The organism is Terrimonas sp. (assembly GCF_003075435.1).
Classification (GTDB): Bacteria; Bacteroidota; Bacteroidia; order Chitinophagales; family Chitinophagaceae; genus Agriterribacter.
Window position 1 is genome coordinate 164,997 of record NZ_QCZJ01000003.1, and the last position, 21,045, is coordinate 186,041.

Genomic DNA, 21,045 nt, shown 5'->3' on the forward strand with positions numbered 1-21,045 from the left:
TGCCGGTATTGTTTGTTTTCATCTTAAATTAGTGCGATAATAGCTTGTATCTAAAAAAACATAAATGAATTTAAAACATGCCTCCATACTGGTAATAGATGATGACCAGGATGTGCTTACCGCCGTGAGGCTTTTATTAAAAACAGAGGCCGCAACAGTGGTTACGGAAAAGAACCCGGAAAACCTGCGTTGGCTTTTATCCAAACAGTCTTTCGATCTGATAATGCTTGACATGAACTTCAATAGTTCTGTAAATACAGGCAATGAAGGTTTGTACTGGTTAAAGAAAATAAAAGAATTTGGTTCTGACGCTGCTGTAATTATGATTACCGCTTATGGAGATATTGAACTGGCGGTTCGTTCTCTTAAAGAAGGTGCGGCAGATTTTATGGTAAAACCCTGGCATAATGAAAGATTGATTTCGACTATTAAAGAAACATTAAAGAACAAAGGAAACAATCAGCCTAAATCTGCAATAGAAAATTCAGATTCAATTATAGGAACGGAATTACTCGGCAATGCTGAAGTAATGCAGGATATTTTTCACAAAATCAATAAAATAGCACCAACAGATGCCAATATTTTAATATTGGGCGAAAACGGAACCGGCAAAGATCTGATCGCGAAAGCTATGCACCAGTTATCTCTCCGTGCCAATAAACCTTTTATAAAAGTAGATGTTGGTGCACTAACAGAAACTTTATTTGAAAGCGAACTATTTGGTCATAAAAAAGGAGCGTTTACAGATGCAAGGGAAGACAGGGCCGGGAGGTTTGAAGCAGCCAATGGCGGTACATTATTTTTAGATGAGATTGGTAATATTTCTTTACAACAGCAGGCCAAACTTTTAACGGTATTACAGAACAGGCAGGTTACCCGTCTCGGTACAAATCAACCTGTTCCTGTTGATATCAGGTTGATTTGCGCTACCAATGTTCCGCTGAGTGAGCTTGCTAATGAAAACAGGTTCAGGAAAGACCTTATTTACCGTATCAATACTGTTGAAATAACCGTACCCCCGTTGCGTAAAAGGCAGGAAGATATTGTGATACTCGCAAAACATTTTTCAAAAATATATGCTTCAAAATACTTAAAGCCATCGCTGGTATTAGGCGCATCAGCTATTGAAAAATTAAAGCAATATCATTACCCTGGTAATGTAAGAGAACTGCAATATACTATTGAGCGTGCAGTAATAATGGCCGATGGAGATGAGCTTACCGGCGCTGATCTTATATTCTCTCCTATAGAATCAACCGGCAGCCCGGCTGAAGAACAGGATGAACTGAATTTGAGTGCAATTGAGAAGAACGCCATACTGCGGGTGATTGAAAAGCATAACGGAAATATTACCAAAGCAGCAAAAGAACTTGGACTAACGAGAACGGCGCTGTACAGAAGATTGAGTAAGTATGATATCTGAGGTTAAGGGTTAAGGGTATAAGGTGTAAGACCTTCAGCCCTATACCTTACGCCTTTTACCTTATACCTTAAACATATGTTTAACAAATACGAATGGCGCATTGTAGTACGTGTAACGGTGTTGTTTATTACACTGTGCATAACAGCTTTCTTTTTAGTGAAAGGAAGTAACTATTATATATACCTTGCCATTTGTATACCGGCAATTATAGTTGAGCTGATCGATTTTTTTCGTTTTCAGAAAAAAGCGCAGGATGAAGTATCTCAATTTGTAGAATCAGTGCATTACAGGGATTTTTCCCGGTACTTTGATGTAAAGAAAGCCCCATTGGAATTGCAGCCGCTGCGCAAAGGGTTTAATGACATTAATACTACTTTCAAAGTAATCAGTAAAGAAAAAGAAACGCAATACCAGTATGTACAAAAAATACTGGAGCTGGTAGATACAGGCATATTATCCTACGACAGGGAAAGTGGAGATACAGGCTGGATGAACGAATCACTGAAAAAAATGCTGGGCATTCCCTATTTAAAAAGTATTGCATCACTCGGAAAAAGAGACCCTAAATTATTTGATGAGATTAATACACTGAAGTCCGGCGAAACAAAAGTGGTTTCAGTTACCCGTGATAATAATATTTTCAAAGTGTTGATCTCTGCAACCGCTTTTCAAACCGATAACAGGATATTTAAACTGGTTGCTTTTCAGAATGTAGATGATGCATTGGATGAGAACGAATCAAAAGCCTGGCAAAGGTTATTGAGTGTGATGACGCATGAGATCATGAATTCTGTTGCCCCCATATCTTCCCTTGCCGATACCCTGAAAAACAGGCTTCAGTTGGCTTCAAAACATATTGAAGATAATGAAGGTACGGTAGAAGATCTTGAGCTGGGTATTATCACTATAAAGAGAAGAAGCGAAGGGTTGTTGAAATTTGCAGAAACATACAGGAGCCTCAATAAAATAACTACCCTCAATCTTACAAAAGTATATGTAAGAGATCTATTTGAGAATCTTTACCAGTTAATGCAGCCCACGCTTTTACAAAAGAATATTGATATAGATGTAATATTAAAAGATACTGAGCTTACCGTTGAAGCTGATACCAATCTTGTGGAACAGGTGCTTATTAACCTGTTGGTTAACGCCATAGACGCGGTAAAGGATAAAGAGGAACCACATATAACCTTATCAGCAGCAAAAGGTTCCAATCAAAAAGTAATTATTAAAGTAGCTGATAATGGCAGCGGTATCCCTCCTGAGGTGCTGGATAAAATATTTATACCTTTTTTCAGCACCAAAAAAAGCGGAAGCGGTATTGGTTTAAGTTTATGCAAACAAATCATGATGCTGCATAAAGGCAATGTGCAGGTGCATAGCAAAGAAGGTGAAGGAACGGTATTCTCGTTACTTTTTTAGCCATCCGTTGCTCTCCATCCAGTTCTTAGCCCTGTCCATCCATTCTTCTTTGGTGGTTTTATTATACATGCCAAAGCCGTGCCCCCCTCTTTCATAAATATGTAGTTCAGCGGGTACTTTATTTTTAATAAGCGCCTGGTAAAAAACAATACTGTTGTTAGGGCTTACTCCATTATCATCACTGGCATGAACAAGAAATGTTGGCGGCGTTTTATCTGTAACCTGCTTTTCATTCGAATACAGGTCGAGTTCTTCTTTAGAAGGATTTTCACCCAAAAGATTTTTATAAGAACCAGCATGTGTAATGGTAATATCGGCGCTTATTACAGGATATATCAGCAGCATAAAATCCGGCCGGGCAGATATATTACCAGCATCCTCAACAAGCACTTTGCTAAAATGCGTGCCGGCGGTTGATGCGAGGTGCCCGCCTGCTGAAAATCCTATAATACCAATCCGTTGTGGATTTATATTCCATTTAGCGGCATTTTTTCTTACGGTAATAATTGCCTGTTGTGCATCCTGTAACGGAGCTATAGAAGGAGCTGGTTGATTTTTTTTGTTGGGCATCCTGTATTTCAGCACAAAAGCCGCAACACCCATTTCATTAAATTTTTTAGCCACGTCATATCCTTCATGACTTGCAGCAACAATACCATATCCGCCGCCAGGGCAAATTATAACCGCCGTGCCATTGGCTTTTACAGCATCGGGTAAAAAAACAGTAAGTGTTGGCCTGCTGATGTTACTTATACGGAGAATATTATCACTTGTCACTGATTTTTCTTCGTCAGGTCCGGGTATGCTATTGGGTATTTTATTATCGGGATAAAGTGTTATTTCCATCTTGTTGGATTGTGCATAAAGTGCTGAGATGCTTGTAACAAATAAAAATAAAACTACCAGGTATGGCTTCATCGTTTTTTATTTCAGGAAAGATAAGGAATCGCGAAGTATATTAAGCATCCAGGTATACAGTTAAAATCGTTTTTACATTTTTGCATGCTGCTTCAACCTTCCCAATATTAACCTTAAAGCGTATTTATTTTTTAAAATCCTACCGTTCCTGTTTCCTCCATTATTATATCGATTTGCCCCGCGCATCCACTTCAGGTTAACATGATGGGGTTTACCGTTTATATCGATCTCAATATTTTCGACATTCGCATTCATAAGTTGTAATTTAATTTTCTTTACAACAACCCATCATCAGCAAAACTATAAAAACCCTGATCGCTCACTATAATGTGATCATATACTTTTATATCAAAATACTTTGCAGCTTCTTTTATTTTAGCGGTGAGTGTTTCATCAGCCCTGCTTGGTTTCAAACTTCCTGAAGGATGATTATGGCATAGTACAATACTTACCGCGTCTTCTTCCAGCGCTCTTTTTAAAACAATTCTCGGATCAACTACAGTTCCTGTAATTCCACCTTTACTTATAATTTCTGAATGGTTTATCCTGTTGGCACGGTTTAAAAACAATACGATAAACAATTCCTGCTGTTTATCTTTAAGTATAGCCTGTAAGTAGCGGGCTACACTGGCGCTGTCGGTTACTACAGGCTTTTCAAGGCTTTCAGCAGCCTGCCTGCGGCGGCCAAGTTCCAGCGCGGCGCTTATAGTAATGGCTTTTGCTTCGCCGATTCCTTTGACCTTCATCAATTCTTTTATAGAAAGCTTGCCTACCTCTGCCAGGTTATTCTTACCTAATTGCAGTATTTCTTTAGCAAGATCTATGGCTGATTTTTGGCGGGTTCCGTTTTGTAAAAGAATGGCTATCAGCTCTGAATGGCTCAACGTTTCGGGCCCGTTATTGCGGAGTTTTTCGCGGGGCCTATCATCAACAGCCCAGTTTTTAATAGATGTTTTTTGATCAGTCAGCATAATTTTCAGGTGTTTTGCACGTTATAGTGTATTGTAATATATCCAAATTTTCTATTATAACCGTCAAAATCTTGATCTTATGAAACTTACAAACCGCCAGCTTATCCTTGGCTCACTTCAACCGCTTTTATTCTGCATCGGCATGTACTGCGTTGTATTGGTATTTTCGGTATTTGTGTGTTCATCTTTATATCATGCTATTAAAGGCGGCAAAAAAGTTGAATCTGTGGAGAATACAACAACAGCATCACTTTCTAATATTAAAGTTTCAAATAACAGCACTTTAGCTAAACAATAATATACCAGGAAAATCACCTGGAGTTTATAATGGAAATATTGCTGCTTTCTCGGGAAGTGGCAATAATTTTTTTTATGCCTGTTCAATACTAAATCCTTCTTTTTATCTTCGCCGCTTATCCACCACATATGCAACCAAGGGCGAAATTATTTTCAGGCACCGGCTCCCGTTATCTGGCAGAAAAAATAGCACAAAGGTTTGGAGAGCCTTTGGGAAAAATAAGTATACAGCGCTTCAGCGACGGTGAAATTCAGCCTACCTTCCTGGAAAGTATCCGGGGCGATTATGTCTTCCTGATACAGAGTACCTTTTCTCCGGCAGATAATATTATGGAATTATTGCTTATGATAGATGCCGCACGCCGTGCTTCAGCCTATAAAATAATAGCAGTACTGCCTTATTATGGTTATGCCCGCCAGGATAGAAAAGATAAGCCCAGGGTTGCCATAGGTAGTAAGCTGGTAGCCAACCTGTTAACCGCGGCAGGTGCAGACAGGGTGATTACCATGGACCTGCATGCGCCACAGATACAGGGCTATTTCGATATTCCTGTAGATCACCTGGATAGTTCAGCTATTTTCATTCCATATATTGAACAACTTAACCTCGAAAACCTTACCTTTGCCGCCCCTGACGTGGGAAGTGCGAACAGGATACGTGAAATTGCCAGTTATTTTAATGCCGAAATGGTGATTTGTGATAAGCACCGCAAAAGAGCAAATGAAATTTCGAGCATGGTGGTAATAGGTGATGTAACAGATAGAAATGTAGTGCTTATTGATGATATATGCGATACCGGCGGAACCCTCGCAAAGGCCGCAGGGTTGCTTAAAGAAAAGGGCGCGAGAAGTGTAAGAGCATTATGTACTCATCCTGTATTAAGCGGAAATGCGTATGTAAATATCGAGAACAGCGTGCTGGAAGAAATGGTGGTTTGCGATACACTTCCGCTGAGAGAGCATTCAGATAAGATTAAAGTGCTGAGCGTTGCTGATTTATTTGCGGTAGCTATAAAAAATGCCTACCACAACCAGAGTATAACAAGTTTGTTTATACATAGCCAGCGCAGGAACAAGTAAAATTTAAATTTGAAATAAACATGAAGACAATTACAATCGAAGGACAACTGAGGACCGGAACCGGGAAGAAAGCCACCCGACAGCTCCGCTCTCAGGGACTGGTGCCTGGTGTAATTTATGGCGGTACAAAAGAGCTGAATTTCCAGGCTCCTGTACTGGCTTTTAAATCGTTAGTGTATACACCAGAATTTCAGCTCGCAAACATTTCAGTTGATGGTCAGGCGTATAATTGTATATTGAAAGATATACAGTTCGACACGGTTTCCAACGCACTCAGCCATGTGGACTTTTTGCAACTGGTTGATGACAGGCAGGTGATAGCCGATATTCCTTTAAAATTTACAGGTACTGCTGCCGGTGTAAAAGCCGGGGGTAAGTTAGTAACCAAAATGAAATCATTAAAGGTGAAAACATACCCTAAGTATTTAAAAGAAAATATCGAAGTTGATTTAACTGACCTGGAAGTAAATGGTAATATAAGGGTAGAAGACGTAGTGACAGAAAATTATGAGGTATTGAACTCACCCCGTATTCCTATTGCTTCAGTAGTTATGACGCGCCAGTTGAAACAGGAAGAATCTGCAGCAGCGCCTGCAGCTAAGGGTGCGGCTCCGGCTAAAGCAGCGCCTGCAGCAAAAAAATAAAATAAACGTTATTTAATACTATACCCAATCCTTTTTGAGGATTGGGTTTTTTGTTACAACTATTTGTTTATGTCTAAATTTCTGGTTGTTGGTTTGGGAAATCCCGGTTCAGAATACGCTCATACCAGGCATAATATTGGCTTTGATGTTGTGGATAGCTTTGTTCAAAAACACAATGCTGCTTTCAGAACCGACAGGCTTGCAGATGTTGCGGAGGTAAAGTGGAAGGGAAAATATTTTATCTGTATTAAGCCCACCACCTATATGAATTTAAGTGGTAAGGCTTTTAAATACTGGCTTGATAAGGAAAAAATACCTCTTGAGAATTCCCTGACCATTGTTGACGAACTGGCATTGCCACTTAGTAAGCTACGGTTGCGCGGCAGCGGTAGCGCGGCAGGGCATAACGGATTGTCAGATATTCAGCAGGTGCTGGGTACAGACAAATATCCAAGGTTAAGATTTGGTATAGGAAGCAATTTTCCCAAAGGAATGCAGGTTGACTTTGTACTGGGAAAATGGTTTCCCGAGGAAGCGGAAATCGTAAAACAAAAAATTGAAAAAAGCATTGAAGTGATTGAAAATGTATTTGTTACGGGGCTGGAGCGAACGATGAACTGGGTAAACACTATGGAGTTTAAACCGGCAGATGGTAAATAAGAGCATGACATTAGCTAAAAAAACAGGTTAAGTGTATAAGATTCAATTTGTTTGCATTAAATTAGCGTCTCACTTATTGTTAAAATCCCCATCCACTTTCCGTGATAAGACCTCGGATCTTTTGGAAACAAATGTTCATAACCTTGGTATAAATTTATTTAAACCTAGTGAACTCTTTTGAAGTATGAAAATATTCTGTATCGGCCGTAATTATGTAGATCATGCAAAGGAATTGGGAAATCAAGTGCCTTTAGAACCGGTTATTTTTATGAAGCCTAAAAGCGCATTGCTTCAGCCCCACACACCATTTTATTATCCCGAATTCACTAACGAACTGCACTCAGAAGTAGAGCTGGTGCTGCGTATCAGCAAAAATGGTAAATATATCCAGGAAAAACATGCCTCCAAATATTACAATGGAGTAACGGTTGGCATTGATTTTACAGCAAGGGATATTCAAGATGAATTGAAAGAAAAAGGACTACCCTGGGAAAAAGCAAAAGCCTGGGATAATTCAACAGTTATTGGTAAATGGGTTGACATTACTGCCGAAACCAAGAAAAATAATATTAACTTCTGCCTTTATAAAAATAAAGAGCTTGTTCAGCAGGGCAACTCAGGACAAATGATATTCAGCTTCGATTATATTGTTGCTTATATCTCCAATTATTTCTCACTCAATATTGGCGATATTATCTTTACAGGCACGCCTGCCGGAGTTGGCGAATGTGTGGTTGGTGATGACCTGGAGGGTTTTATGGAAGATGAAAGCATGTTTGAATTGTCGATTAAGTAAGCTATCAGCAGTCAGGTGTCAGCAGTCAGCTATGAGCCGTGGGTTATCAGTCGGTCAACAGTCTGATGTGTGCCTTGTGCCTAAAATTTACAGCCTGTAACATTTTGATAACTGACTGCTGACAGCTCAAAGCTCACCGCCAATAAAAAAAGCCGCTGATTTAAGCGGCAGTTTTTATTCCGTAAATAATAGTGACGCACCCGTTATATCACTACATCTGCCGGAACTGTATGCATGAGAACCCCTGTATTTCTATGTATGTTTAAATAAATATTCCATCTATATCGTAAATTTTGGTTTTTTTTGTCTGTAGTTTTTAATAACTCACAGTTATATATCCGCCCTTCCGAATTTTGCTACCCCTGTTTGAAGAACTTTTTTGGAATAAATATATCAGACTAAATGCAACATCCTGATCAGAAATATGTAACCGCATTGGTGCAGAACGATGCAACAGTACTGAAAGAGCTTTACGAAAAATTTTCGGGCAAAATAAAATGGATGATACTTCAGAATAATGGCAGCGAAACCGATGCCGCTGATATCTTCCAGGATGCACTGCTTTCTATATACAATAAAGCAAAAACAGGTGATTTTGTGCTTACCTGCCCTATAGAGGCTTTTTTGTACCTGATATGTAAAAATAAATGGCTTAATATATTAAATAAAAGGAAGACGCAAAAGGTAACAAATACCGATACTGAAGGATTTAATTATATAGGAGAAGACAACTTCAGGCAGGCGGAAGATTGTGTTTTACAACAGGAGCGCAGCAACCTGCTGGCAGAAAAGCTGGCGCTGATGGGCGAAAGTTGCAAAAACCTGTTACGGCTGAGTTGGAGTGGCATATCAATGGATGAAGTAGCAAAAAAATTAAATGTTACTTATGCCTACGCAAGAAAAAAGAAATCCGAGTGTATGGCCAAGTTGATAGCTATGGTTAAAGAGTCTCCTAAATTTAATTCATTGAAATGGTAATCTTATGAACAACAGAATTGAGTTGATTGAAAACTACCTGAGCGGAAACCTGCCCCCCGAAGAAAGCATACGCTTTGAAAAAGAATTGTCAACGGATGCGGAGCTTAATACCCTGTTCAATATGTACAGAACGATTGAGAATGATATGGCAAATGCGGAAAAATACAAGGACCAGGAACAGGCCTTGAAGCATACTTTGCAAAATTTAAACAACAAGTACTTTAAAGCTGAGGCACCGGTAGTTCAGATGCATAAGAAAAATGACTTTGTGCGAATGGCGATGGCTGCCGCGGCAGGGCTTGTATTAATTCTCGCAGCTTATTTTGCTTTTTTTCAATCTTCAAACAACCCGGTGCAACTGGCAGATAAATATGTAAAAGAAGAGTTAACGCATCTAAGCCTAACAATGGATGGTGTTCAGGATTCTTTACAGATGGGAATGGCAGCATATAATGATAAAGATTACCAGAAAGCATTGCAGATATTTGATGGGCTTTACAAAAATCATCCTGAAGATAATTATGTATTGAAGTATAAAGGACTTGCATACCTGCTTACTAAAAATTATGATAAAGCATTATCAAGTTTTGATGAGCTTGCTGCAAAAAAGCATTTGTTCAGTAATGATGGATTGTTTCTGAAAGCGCTTACATTATTACAAAGAAATCAGGATGGCGATAAAGATGCAGCGAAACAAATACTGGAGCAGGTGGTAAATGAGAAGACCGAAGGAAACGCCAAAGCAGAAGACTGGCTGAAGAATTGGAAGTAAGAAGTAAGTGATAAGATGTGAGAGACAGATCACATTGCAATTTTTACTTCTGTCGCCTGACCTTTTGACGAAAAAGGTGTAACATAAAAGAGAAACCGTACTTGTCGGGTTTTCAATAATACCCGGTATATCCCTTCCCTGCAGAATGAAGTAAATTCCTGTTTTGTTTGAAACAGGAGTTTTGTATTATATAATATCAATCGTACAAAATAAAATTAACTTCTATGAGGGATAGCATACAGTGTATTTCGTTATTGCATAAGCTGAAATACATTTTTCTTTTGCCGGTTATTGTGATTTTTGGCTGTAAAGGTTGTTTTGAACAAACAAAAAACCCTCCTGACTGGACAACCTATCTTTCTGATCAAAAAGGCGCGGTATTATCTCCCACCCCCGAAAAACAATTAATCGTATTTATCAAGCCTGGTACAAGCAGGGAGGCGTTCAATACATTTCTTGATACTGCAATTGTCAGACATAAAGATTCAGCCTTAAAAATCATTTCAGTTTGCGGCAGTTGTGATTCTACTTTACTAATGCTGGAAGGAAGCGGGGTAGAGGCGTTTATTAATGGAGAAGTAGCTAAGGGTGGAAGCGGAAGTAAAACAAAAGCTACTTTGTCAGGAGAGAATGATCTCTTATATTTTACTACCAACAAGAGTATAGGTTTTGATGTTTTGCTAAAAGATTCTTCCGGCAAAAGGGAGTATCCAGGCTATGATTACCAGGACTCCATAACACTGGCTGTGTTTGATACGGGGATTGAACCTGGATTGTTGCAGGGGTATATTATTAGCAACGTACCGGATGTATGTATTTCGGGTGCTACAAATGGATGGAATTTTTTCTCATGGAGTAATGACTGGCGAGATGACAATGAAGGGTTGCACGGTACAATAGTTTCAAGATTTGTTATTGATGAAGTAGAACAATATAAAAAAACAAAAGTGAATGTATTGCCGGTAAAAGTATTTAGCAAGGAAGGGCTTGCAGATTTGTATACTATTTTGTGCGGGCTTGCATACGCAAGTCACAGCGGTGCAGATATCATAAATGCAAGTTTTGGCTTTTATGAATCTAAAAACAAATTTCGTGACGGAGAACCTATAAGCGATACCACTAATTCAGCATTACTCAAGAACTTTGTTTCTTCTTATCTAACACAAAAAAATATTTTATTGATTTGTGCTGCCGGAAATAAATCCGACGATGATGGTACTATAAGGAGTTTAGATGAAATAAATTTTTACCCGGCATCACTGGCTGCATCTTTACCAAATGTAATACCTGTAACAACTGTTGGTAACCAGGGAAATGGCAGGATAGTTAGTCCAAATCAAAATTTTTCTGCTTCTATAGTCCAGCTTGGTGTTGATGCTGATTTTATTGATAGTAGTCATTTTGGCTTTATTAATCCAATTAATCCCAATAGTAATTCTACAATAGCCGGTTCATCATTTGCAGCTCCAATTGCAGCGGGTAAAATGGCTGCTTATTTTTATAGCTATAAACATTTATTGAAGGAGCCTGCTGTTATCACACCTTCAGTGAGGGATAGTATATTCAACATACTTTTCAGGATTCCCGAAAGCCGTTTTCTTCAAACCGATCGTGGGTTGCTAAATAGTATCAATAGCGGAAAAGTAGTGATAAGAGGAAATGAGGTTGCTGCAAAGATTAAAGGACGTAAACTTATCCGCGGATTTGAAGATAGAGGATTAAGGATAATAAGAAAATAACTTTGCGTAGTTTTCTTATGAGGAAGCGATATAAATACCGGAGCCATCTTCTGCTGATATGCGGCTCAATATTTCTTTTATGTATTAGTTCTTACAAAGCATTAGCACAGGAGGCATCATCGTTAACTATATGGAATAACATTATTTCAATTGAAAATAATGACCAGCTTTCTGTAGCAGAAAAACTATTCGGGTGTGAAAAATTGAAGCAATTATTTGACAATAGCCATCTCCCCGCAGACTCGGTATATGCAAGGTTACTGCACCGCATTGGTGCTCTTCAATTTCAGTTAAACCAGGCGATTGCCACGCAGGAGGCAATTGATAATACCATTAAAGCTATTCAAATCAACAATTCAGGTAACCGAAACTGCAGCCCTTATTTTGCAATTAATAGTTATGTAAATCTTGCAACTTATTACGAAACCATTAAATTCTATAAAAAGGCCTATACCTACTATGATAGTGCCATCATACATAACGACAATAAAAAATTGTCGAATCCTTTAGCTGATCTTTGTTATATCAATAAGGTTTTAATAAATCTCAGGTTAGGAGATTATCAAAGTTGTATTGAAGATTGCACAAAAGGTATTTTTATTGCACAAGGATCGGCAAGGTTAAGTATGCTGGCCGCGTTGTATAATCAAAGAGCGCAATCTTATCTTTATTTACATAAAACAAGTCTTGCATTTTCCGACATTGATTCAGCAAGGAAATATGCACAGATAATTAATAGCGATTATGAATTAGCTACTGAGGTAAAAACAAGAGCCTTGCTTCAGGCTGAACTGAAGCAATATAGTAATGCAGTTAAATCGTTTTCCGCCGCGCTGAAATACAGGATTGCAGATGGTGATTTAGCGCAAATTGCAGATGACTATACTGATATAGGAAATTTTCATTTAAAAAGAAAAGAGTATAATAAAGCGATTGATAGTTACAATAAGACAATACAATATGCAAATAAAGCGAATGATGCCGAGCGCATGTGTAAAGGCTATACAAACCTTGGAGAAGTCTTCTTTCTGAAAGGTTCGGCTATTGACTATGAACAGAGTGAACGCTATTATGCGAAGGCGCTGGAAATATTTGGCATACATGAAAAGTCAGTTCTTGAAAACCCATCTCTGCAAAAGCTTGGAACTATTGCCAATACAGATTTACTTTTAGTGATTCTGGGAAATAAGGCAGAATTGTTGCTGCATTTATATAAAACTGATACAAAAAAAGAATACCTGGATGCCTGTATTAGCACGGGATTATTAATGGACTCTGCCGTCACAATGGCAAGGCATGAGCAAACCGGTGAAAGTAGCAAGCTTTACTGGCGAAACAGGACAAGGAATTTTTTTGTAAATATTATTGAAGCATGTTATCTGGCCAATGATATTCCGCACGCTTTTTATTTTATGGAGAAAAGCAGGGCCGTTTTATTGAATGATAAATTAAATGAAACAGCAGCATCTATTCTTCTTCCTGAACATGAAAGTAAGAAAGAACAGGAATTCAAGTTCAGGCTGGTGGAAGCAAAAATGCAGATGAATAGCGTTGGTGTTGGCGGAAGTGATTATAACAGGCGCCAGTTAAATTTTTTACAGGTAAAAGATGAATTTGAACGATATATAAAAACATTGGAGCAAAGGTATCCTGCATATTACAAGTATAAGTATGATGATGATATTCCTGCGCTGCACGCCTTGCAGGAAAGATTGGCTAAGAATAATGAAACCTTTATCCATTATTTTCTTGAGGATACGATATTATATGCGCTTGCTATAACTGCAAGCGGAGCAAAGCTTATGAAAGCGGCTCAGCAACAGTTTAGTGCTGCCGATTTAAAAGTGTTTATGGATATGTGCTCTGATAAGCAAAGGCTTAATAATAATTTCAATGCTTTCGCTGCACTATCCTATAAACTGTATAATGTTTTATTTGCAGAGTTACAGGTAGCGCCGGGGCGGGTGATCGTATCACAGGATAATACGCTTATTCCTTTTGAAGTATTGAGTAAAGAGGAGAACGGGAAATTTTTTTTGTTGTATGATTATACATTCAGTTATGTATATTCAGCTTCTTTCCTGCTAAAGCAAACAACAAACCGTAATGCAAATGCTGACTTTATTGGCTTTGCCCCTGTTTCATACAGTACAGGTTTAAGGCTTCCTGATTTAAAAAATGCTGCAATTGCATTACAACAATCGGCTTCTTATTACAATAGTGTGGTATTATTGGAACAAAATGCCGCTACAAGAAAATCATTTCTTAATCAAATTGCGGGTTATAATATAGTAAGTGTGTTTTCACACGCATTTGCTGATACATTGAATAATGAGCCGGTGATGTTTATGTATGATTCAATGATAAACCTTTCAGAACTTCAATTATTAAACAATCCTGCAACCCAACTGGTAATTTTAAGTGCCTGTCAAACAAATGTTGGGCGAAATGAAACTGGTGAAGGGATATATAGTCTTGCCAGGGGATTTGCTTCAGCTGGTATACCGGCTGTAAGCGCCACTTTATGGAAAGCAGATGAATATGCCATTTACCAGATATCAGAAATATTTAATGAATGTATTTCTAAAGGACTCAGGAAAGACGAAGCATTACGGCAGGCAAAATTGAAATTTATTGAAGGAAGCAGTAACGAAAAGCTTTTGCCTTATTACTGGGCTAATATGATTTTAATTGGCAAAAGTGATCCGGTAAAGCTTTTACCCCAATCATCTATTTATAAAATATTGTGGTGGATTATCGGCACAACCGGAGTGATTGCTTTATTATTCATAATTAAATATTACCTTAATAAAAAAACAATCAATCGTCATGAAAAAAGCAGGCACTAAGAAAAATACAATTTCAGGACAGTTAAAGAAGGGTACAAAAAAAACAGCTAAAGCTGTAAAATCAACAACCCGCAGTGTAGCAAAAGGCGGAAGCAGCTCCAAATCCGGAGCTAAAATTACCTGATCATACCCATCATAAAAATAAAAGCACAAGTAGTAGCCGCACATGAGGTTATATGCTACTGATACTTGTGCTTTGAGAGCATTAAAGAGGACAACCCGGAAGAAAATAATATAAACAGAATACTGTGCTTGTATGTATATCCAGCCGGGGTAAATATGTTACCTTTTAAACATTCACGATCAGCACAGGTATTTTAATCCGGTGCCTTACTGCGTCTACGGTTTCGCCATGAATAAAATCTTCAACGCCTTTGTGCCCGTGAGCGCCCATAACCAGCATTTCGCAATTGGTTTCTTTTGCCATTCTTACTATTTCATCTGAGCGCTTATCAAATCCAATCTGTGTTTCTGCCTTATAGCCGGCTTCGGCAAGCATGTTTTTATAATGCTCCAGCCGCTTTTTGTCTTCCTTGGTTTCAAAATCATCGCTTTCATGCTTCAGCATTTTTGCTGAAACGCTTTCTACCACGTGCATCAATACATAAGTAGCATGTGCATTACCCTGGGCAATGGCATAAGAAATCAGTTTTTTATCATTATCGCTAAAGTCAAGCGCAATACCAATTTTTTCAAAGGTTGGAATGGATAGTTCAAGGCTACCTGTAGCTTCAGGGTGAACTGTAGCCGGAGACCGCTTCTGGTATTTTGTGAAAAAGGGATGCAGGCTTACATACAATAATAATCCTACAAAAAAAATAACTGCGGCTATAATAAATACCTTCCAGAACCAATTGCCTGATCCTGTAAAAAGCGCCACGGCTTCTTCGCCAACCATTCTTATATTAAGATATACCAGCAATACGGCAATTATCCATGCAAAAACCTTGGTTACAGGCTTAATGGCAAATACGCCCATTGTTTTTTTATCACTTACAAAATGAATAAGTGGTATAACGGCAAAGCCTAACTGCAAACTCAATATTACCTGGCTGAGAATAAGCAATGCATCTAATTCTTTATCACCGTATATGCTTATAACAATCAGCGCCGGCACAATAGCTATTAATCTTGTAATTAAACGTCGCAGCAGCGGGTTAATACGTAACCGCAAGTATCCTTCCATTACAATCTGTCCGGCCAGCGTACCTGTAACGGTGGAGCTTTGCCCGGCCGCAATGAGTGCAATAGCAAATAAGGTAGACGCCAGGTTTGTACCAAGCAAAGGGGATAATAACTGGTGCGCTTCTTCCAGTTGCGCTACTTCTGTTCTGCCTGATTTAAAAAAAGTTGCAGCAGCTAAAACCAGTATGGCCGCATTTACCAAAAATGCCAGGTTGAGTGCAATGGTACTATCAATAACACTCATCTTTAAAGCATACTTTATGCTTTTTTCATCCCGCTTAATTTTCCGGGTTTGCACTAATGACGAATGCAGGTATAAGTTATGCGGCATAACAGTGGCGCCGATAATACCAATAGCAATGTATAATGCCTCGCTATTGGGAATGCGCGGCACAAAGCCTGTAGCAACTTCAGCCAGGTTTGGTTTGGCAAGTACGATTTCTATTAAGAATGAAATACTGATGATGCCAACCAGTGTAATGATAAATGCCTCCATCACCCTCATACCCATTCTCTGCAAAAACAATAGTAAAAAAGTATCCAGCACTGTTATGCAAACACCCCATATTAATGGAATGCCTGTTAGCAGGTGAAGCCCGATAGCCATTCCCAGCACTTCGGCAAGGTCCGTAGCGGCAATTGCAATTTCTGCCAGGATGTATAGTATAAAGTTGACCCGTTTCGGGTATGTCTCCCTGTTAGCCTGGGCTAAATCGCGGCCTCTTACTATGCCGAGTCTTGCAGATAAACTTTGCAATAGCAGCGCCATCAGGTTACTCATCAGCAAAACCCATATCAGGGTATAGCCAAATTTGCTGCCGCCTGCAAGGTCTGTCGCCCAGTTGCCGGGGTCCATATAACCTACACCAACAAGATATGCAGGACCGATAAATGCCAGCATACGTTTCCACCAGGGTTTATTTTGCGTAGCAGTAGTATCTATACTGCCATGTACTTCACTTAAAGATGCGTCTGAATGTATGTTGCTATTCATGATGTACTAAAATATGCTGAGCCGCCTGCTCACTTATAATGAATAATGGGTTATCCTGAATTTTAATTTCAACGGAATGATCAAAACCGAATTTTCTATTTATTTCTACAGCCGTACCAATACTGATTCTCCTGTGCCTCAGCAATTCCAGCATATCAGTTGATTGGTCAGTAAGCCCGCTTACTTTAGCCGGTGTATGAAGGGGAAGCTGGGTAAGCTTTACCTGCTTAAGCGTTTGCATTTTGCCTTCATGATCAGGTATAGGATCTCCATGTGGGTCAAACCTGGGAAAGCCAAGATACTCATCCAGGCGCTCAATAAGTTTTGGACTGCTTACATGTTCTAATTCTTCAGCAACCGCATGCACCTCATTCCATTCAAATTTTAATTTTTCTGCAAGAAAATATTCCCATAAGCGATGCCTTCGTACAATATTTAAGGCTACTTTCACGCCTTCTGCACTGAGCCTGCATCCCTGGTATGGTTGATAAACGATCAGTTTTTTCGCCTTCAGCTTTTTCAGCATATCTGTAACTGATGCGGGTTTCGTATCCAAAGTTTCTGCCAGCGCATTTGTACTTACCGGTTGTTTATTGCCATTTAGGTTGTAAATAGCTTTTATATAATTCTCCTCACTTACTGAATAGTTCACTTTAGCTAAATTTATTTTTAGACAAACCTAAAAAATAATTTTTAATAATCAAAATTTTGTGATTGGTATTTGTTTTGCCTTATCAGAACATCAATAACAAAAAATTGATATTTTACACCCGAAACATCGCTTTATGCAAAAATTAATAGGCATTTGCCTGGTATTATTGGTATGTTTTACAGCCTGCAAGAGCAAGAAAAAGGATTTATCAGGAGAGGAACCTGTAACCGTTGAAGACTTTATTGGATTCTTCCAGGAGGTTTCTTTGCCGTATAATATTGCAGATACCCAGATCAATAAAAAGCTGCCGGATTCTTTGCTTATCAGCGAAAAGATTTTTAAGCAATTCATTCCTGACTCTGTATTAAAAAACGACTATACCCAGAAAGTTTCTCCCAAACTATATGCTCTGGGAAAGATTTCTGACAAGGATAAAGAAACCTATGTTTTGGTTAAAGCTGCTACCGCAGAAAAACAGGTAGGCTATATTCTTTGCTTTGATAAGGATAATATTTTTAAGGCAGCGATGCCGCTGGTTAGAAATAATCCAGACCGGAACAAGTCAGTTACAGGAAATATAGATAAAAAATTAACGATCACTACTTCGGAAAGACGTAAAGCGCCTAATGGACAAAATCTATATAAGCTGAATGCTTATGTGTACAATAACGTGGGTGTATTCACTTTAATAAAAATTGAATCGAATGAAGTGGTGATTCCCAAAGAAGTGTATAATCCTATTGACACTTTTGCAAAAAAACATAAGCTATCCGGGGACTATATTTTAAATAAGAAAAATTTTGTTTCGGTCAGGGATGGACGTAATGAAAAGAGATTACTCTTTTTCATACACTTTGAAAAAGGGAAAGATGAATGTACCGGTGAACTTAAGGGCGAAGCTGTATTTATTAAGCCTAATATAGCCCAGTTCCGGCAGGTTGGAGATCCCTGTATATTGCAGCTTAGCTTTTCAGGGAATAAAGTTACACTCAGCGAAGTACAGGCCTGCGGCAATTACCGGGGCATTAAATGCGCTTTTGACGGCACTTATGTAAAGAAAAAAGAACCAGCGGCGGCAACCAAAAAGAAAAAATAATTTATGCAGTTCTATAAAAATAAAGGCTGTCGTTTCCGGCAGCCTTTATTTATTAATAGCCTATTTGATCTTTTCATTTATATAATCAATCTGCTGCTGCAGTGCAGCCGCATCAGGAGAAACATTTTTCAATGCCATTTTTTGATTGGCAATAGACTTTAGCAATACATTATTGATGTAAGGAGCAAGATTATTTTTATATATAGAAGGAAGATCTTCCCTGAAAGATACCAACCCGTCTACTATCTTTTTCACCTTATCAGTATTTTTTAATTGTATAGCATAATAAGCGATCATTTGTGAAAGCTCGAATTTTTCATCACTCAGCGGAAGCTTGTTGTATAAATTCATTACGTAATCCACATCTTCTTCTCTGCCTGCCATTGTAAATGCATTGGATATAGCCTGAGAAAGTTTTCCTTTTGCTGTTGATTGGGAAAGTCTCTTCGCGTCGCTGTATGCTGCCGCGCTATCTATATTTGATAAAACGGTTAATGCCGCACCTGCAACACTATAAGAAGAATCATTCACGCTTCTGCGGATCATGTCGGTATATATTTGCTTGTCGTATGCACCTAATGCCATCAAAGCGTCTGCTTTTACGGTAGGCTTTACATCTCCTTTGGCCAAATCAAATATGGTTGTTTCAACAGCCTGTTTTACTGCATCTTTTTTTAAATCAAGTGAGTTAATGGCAAAAGACCTTAATCCAAAATACTTGTCTCTCAACGCTGTTTTCAAAAGCTCTATAGCAGCAGCGCTATCCTGAGCAGCCGCGCAGGCAGCAATAGCTTCTCTTCTATCCACATAAGCACCGGCATTTTTATACTGGAAAATATAATTGGCCAAAGATTTTCCCGCTTCTGTTTTTTCACTTAGCAGTATTTTATCACCATCAAAATTTATAAGATCTGGCTGAGACACTGAAGGAAAAGTAAATGTTTGATCTTTTTCTGTAACCCAAACATCATGACGTACTTTTTTGCCATCTGCATAAATGTCAATGGCAACAGGCAGGGTAAATGCAGGATTAGATTGTGTTTGCTTAACATTTACCGTCGCGGTTTTATTACCGCTATCGTATGAATACGTAATATTTAATTTAGGGTGCCCGTTACTGAAATACCATTGATTAAAAAACCAGTTCAGGTCTTTTCCACTGATTTCTTCAAATGCAAGGCGTAATTGGTTAGCATCAGCATTGCCGAATTTGTAGGTATTCAGATAAAGATTCAATCCTTTGTAAAAAGCTTCCTCTCCTAAAAAATTCCGCAGCATATTTAATATCCTGCCGCCTTTCTGGTAGCTTACCAGGTCAAACATATCTTCCTTGTCTTTATAGTAAAAGCGAACCAGGTCTTTTCTGGCATCTGCAGCACTGTGAAGATATTGCTGCATGTTTTCGTAATTCTCAGCGTCTCCTGCGTCTTTTCCATATTTATATTCATCCCAAAGTACCTGGCTGAAATTAGCGAAGGATTCGTTTACTGTTAAATTGCTCCAGCTTTTTGCCGTAACATAATCTCCAAACCAGTGGTGAAAAAGCTCATGTGCAATAGTTGACTCCCATTCATTGCCATCAAGTAACTGGCGGGAATCCTGCTGTGCACTTTCCTGGTGAAGGGTTGCGGTAGTGTTTTCCATCGCACCGCTTACATAATCTCTCGCGGTCATCTGCGCATATTTTGGCCAGGGATAATTTACACCGGTTAATTTCTCAAAGAAGGAAATCATTTCAGGTGTATTGCCAAATATCTTTTTTGCTACAGCAGCATATTCTTTCTCAACATAATAACTTACTTCTTTGCCCTTATACATATCCTTAACTATTGCATAATCACCTATACCGATAAAAAATAAATAAGGAGAGTGAGGCAAATCCATTTTCCAGTAATCTGTTCTGGTACCGTCAGCATTTTTTTGCTGCTGAAGCAGTTTGCCATTACTCAGACTGACATATTTTGAAGGCACAATAAGAAAAAATTCCTGTGTACATTTCTGGTTTGGCTTATCAATGGTAGGACACCATACAGAAGTGCTTTCCGTTTCTCCCTGCGTCCATATCTGGGTTGGTTTATCTTTATCCTCGCCTTTTGGGTTAATAAAATAGATTCCCTTGTTATCTTTTATAGCCGCGCTGCCGCCACCTTTTTCCAGCTCTTCGGGCTTGGCAGTATAGGCTATATATACTTTGTATTGTTGCCCTCTCTGGTATGCTTTATCCAGCTTTATATATAGCTTCTGACCATCGTATGTATATTTTGCCGGGGCGGTTACTGTTCCTTTAACTATGCCTACAGCTTTAATATCCATGCCCTTAGCGTCAAGGGTAACCGAGTCCACACTGTAAAAATGGGGCGTAAGTGTTATCCATACTTTGCCATACATATATGATTTTTCGTAATCAAACCTTGCTTCAAGCTTGGTATGAACAAGATCATTGATTTTTTCCGGAACAGCCTGGTAAACAGAATCTGTTGCTGATTGCGCAAAAACAACAACAGGAAGCATCAGGATAACAAGTAGTCTTAAAATGTTTCTCACACTATTTGATTTTATTTTTTAATTG

At 38.7% G+C, this 21,045-nt stretch carries 18 protein-coding genes; 13 read left to right on the forward strand and 5 right to left on the reverse strand.

From position 1 onward, the window contains the following. Positions 1-64 precede the first annotated feature (64 nt). Both DC498_RS05375 and DC498_RS05380 read left to right on the forward strand, forming a co-directional pair. Positions 65-1,423, forward strand: a complete 1,359-nt coding sequence (locus tag DC498_RS05375; RefSeq protein WP_116873115.1) for a sigma-54-dependent transcriptional regulator — start codon at positions 65-67, stop codon at positions 1,421-1,423. Positions 1,424-1,498: 75 nt separating this feature from the next. Then, positions 1,499-2,845 carry a sensor histidine kinase gene (locus DC498_RS05380; protein WP_116873116.1) on the forward strand — a complete coding sequence of 449 codons (1,347 nt, stop codon included), beginning with the start codon at positions 1,499-1,501 and terminating at the stop codon, positions 2,843-2,845. On the opposite strand, the gene DC498_RS05385 is transcribed toward DC498_RS05380, so the two are convergent. Then, entirely contained in the window at positions 2,834-3,691 is an 858-nt protein-coding gene (locus tag DC498_RS05385; protein WP_240627869.1) for an alpha/beta hydrolase, read from the reverse strand. The two genes, DC498_RS05380 and DC498_RS05385, sit on opposite strands and share 12 nt — an antisense overlap. Before the next feature lie 347 nt (positions 3,692-4,038). Further along, positions 4,039-4,734 (reverse strand): RadC family protein, encoded by a 696-nt coding sequence (gene radC, locus DC498_RS05395; RefSeq protein WP_116873119.1) that lies wholly within the window; start codon positions 4,732-4,734, stop codon positions 4,039-4,041. 79 nt (positions 4,735-4,813) lie between these two features. On the opposite strand from radC, the gene DC498_RS25970 reads away from it, so the two are divergent. The 10 genes from DC498_RS25970 to DC498_RS26100 all read left to right on the forward strand — a co-directional run bounded on the left by DC498_RS25970 (position 4,814) and on the right by DC498_RS26100 (position 14,673). Further along, on the forward strand, positions 4,814-5,032 hold the full coding sequence (locus DC498_RS25970; RefSeq protein ID WP_133176772.1) for a hypothetical protein: 219 nt from the start codon (positions 4,814-4,816) through the stop codon (positions 5,030-5,032). A gap of 128 nt (positions 5,033-5,160) precedes the next feature. After that, positions 5,161-6,111, forward strand: a complete 951-nt coding sequence (locus DC498_RS05405) for a ribose-phosphate pyrophosphokinase (protein WP_116873121.1) — start codon at positions 5,161-5,163, stop codon at positions 6,109-6,111. Positions 6,112-6,131: 20 nt separating this feature from the next. Further along, complete coding sequence (locus DC498_RS05410) at positions 6,132-6,755, forward strand: 50S ribosomal protein L25 (protein WP_116873122.1); 624 nt, start codon at positions 6,132-6,134, stop codon at positions 6,753-6,755. Between the two features lie 69 nt (positions 6,756-6,824). Next, on the forward strand, positions 6,825-7,415 hold the full coding sequence (gene pth, locus DC498_RS05415; protein ID WP_116873123.1) for an aminoacyl-tRNA hydrolase: 591 nt from the start codon (positions 6,825-6,827) through the stop codon (positions 7,413-7,415). Positions 7,416-7,599: 184 nt separating this feature from the next. Then, positions 7,600-8,211, forward strand: a complete 612-nt coding sequence (locus tag DC498_RS05420; protein ID WP_116873124.1) for a fumarylacetoacetate hydrolase family protein — start codon at positions 7,600-7,602, stop codon at positions 8,209-8,211. Between the two features lie 402 nt (positions 8,212-8,613). Then, a complete protein-coding gene (locus tag DC498_RS05425) occupies positions 8,614-9,189 on the forward strand; it encodes an RNA polymerase sigma factor (RefSeq protein WP_116873125.1) in 576 nt (191 codons plus the stop codon). 4 nt (positions 9,190-9,193) lie between these two features. After that, positions 9,194-9,961, forward strand: a complete 768-nt coding sequence (locus DC498_RS05430) for a tetratricopeptide repeat protein (protein ID WP_116873126.1) — start codon at positions 9,194-9,196, stop codon at positions 9,959-9,961. 224 nt (positions 9,962-10,185) lie between these two features. Beyond that, entirely contained in the window at positions 10,186-11,700 is a 1,515-nt protein-coding gene (locus DC498_RS05435) for a S8 family peptidase (RefSeq protein WP_116873127.1), read from the forward strand. A 17-nt stretch (positions 11,701-11,717) separates the two neighbouring features. Next, on the forward strand, positions 11,718-14,549 hold the full coding sequence (locus DC498_RS05440) for a CHAT domain-containing protein (RefSeq protein ID WP_116873128.1): 2,832 nt from the start codon (positions 11,718-11,720) through the stop codon (positions 14,547-14,549). Then, on the forward strand, positions 14,530-14,673 hold the full coding sequence (locus DC498_RS26100) for a hypothetical protein (RefSeq protein ID WP_165813760.1): 144 nt from the start codon (positions 14,530-14,532) through the stop codon (positions 14,671-14,673). The genes DC498_RS05440 and DC498_RS26100 overlap by 20 nt, the downstream gene beginning before the upstream one ends. Before the next feature lie 165 nt (positions 14,674-14,838). Here DC498_RS26100 and DC498_RS05445 read toward each other — a convergent pair whose 3' ends face one another. Both DC498_RS05445 and DC498_RS05450 read right to left on the reverse strand, forming a co-directional pair. Beyond that, positions 14,839-16,728 (reverse strand): Nramp family divalent metal transporter, encoded by a 1,890-nt coding sequence (locus DC498_RS05445; protein ID WP_116873129.1) that lies wholly within the window; start codon positions 16,726-16,728, stop codon positions 14,839-14,841. Then, on the reverse strand, positions 16,721-17,380 hold the full coding sequence (locus DC498_RS05450; protein ID WP_116873130.1) for a metal-dependent transcriptional regulator: 660 nt from the start codon (positions 17,378-17,380) through the stop codon (positions 16,721-16,723). The genes DC498_RS05445 and DC498_RS05450 overlap by 8 nt, the downstream gene beginning before the upstream one ends. A 133-nt stretch (positions 17,381-17,513) precedes the next feature. Here DC498_RS05450 and DC498_RS05455 point away from each other — a divergent pair, with 133 nt between their 5' ends. Then, entirely contained in the window at positions 17,514-18,476 is a 963-nt protein-coding gene (locus DC498_RS05455; RefSeq protein ID WP_116873131.1) for a hypothetical protein, read from the forward strand. Between the two features lie 60 nt (positions 18,477-18,536). Here the strand turns inward: DC498_RS05455 and DC498_RS05460 are convergent, their stop codons facing one another. Further along, positions 18,537-21,020, reverse strand: coding sequence for a M1 family metallopeptidase (locus DC498_RS05460; protein ID WP_240627871.1), 2,484 nt, complete (start codon positions 21,018-21,020; stop codon positions 18,537-18,539). Positions 21,021-21,045: the final 25 nt, after the last annotated feature.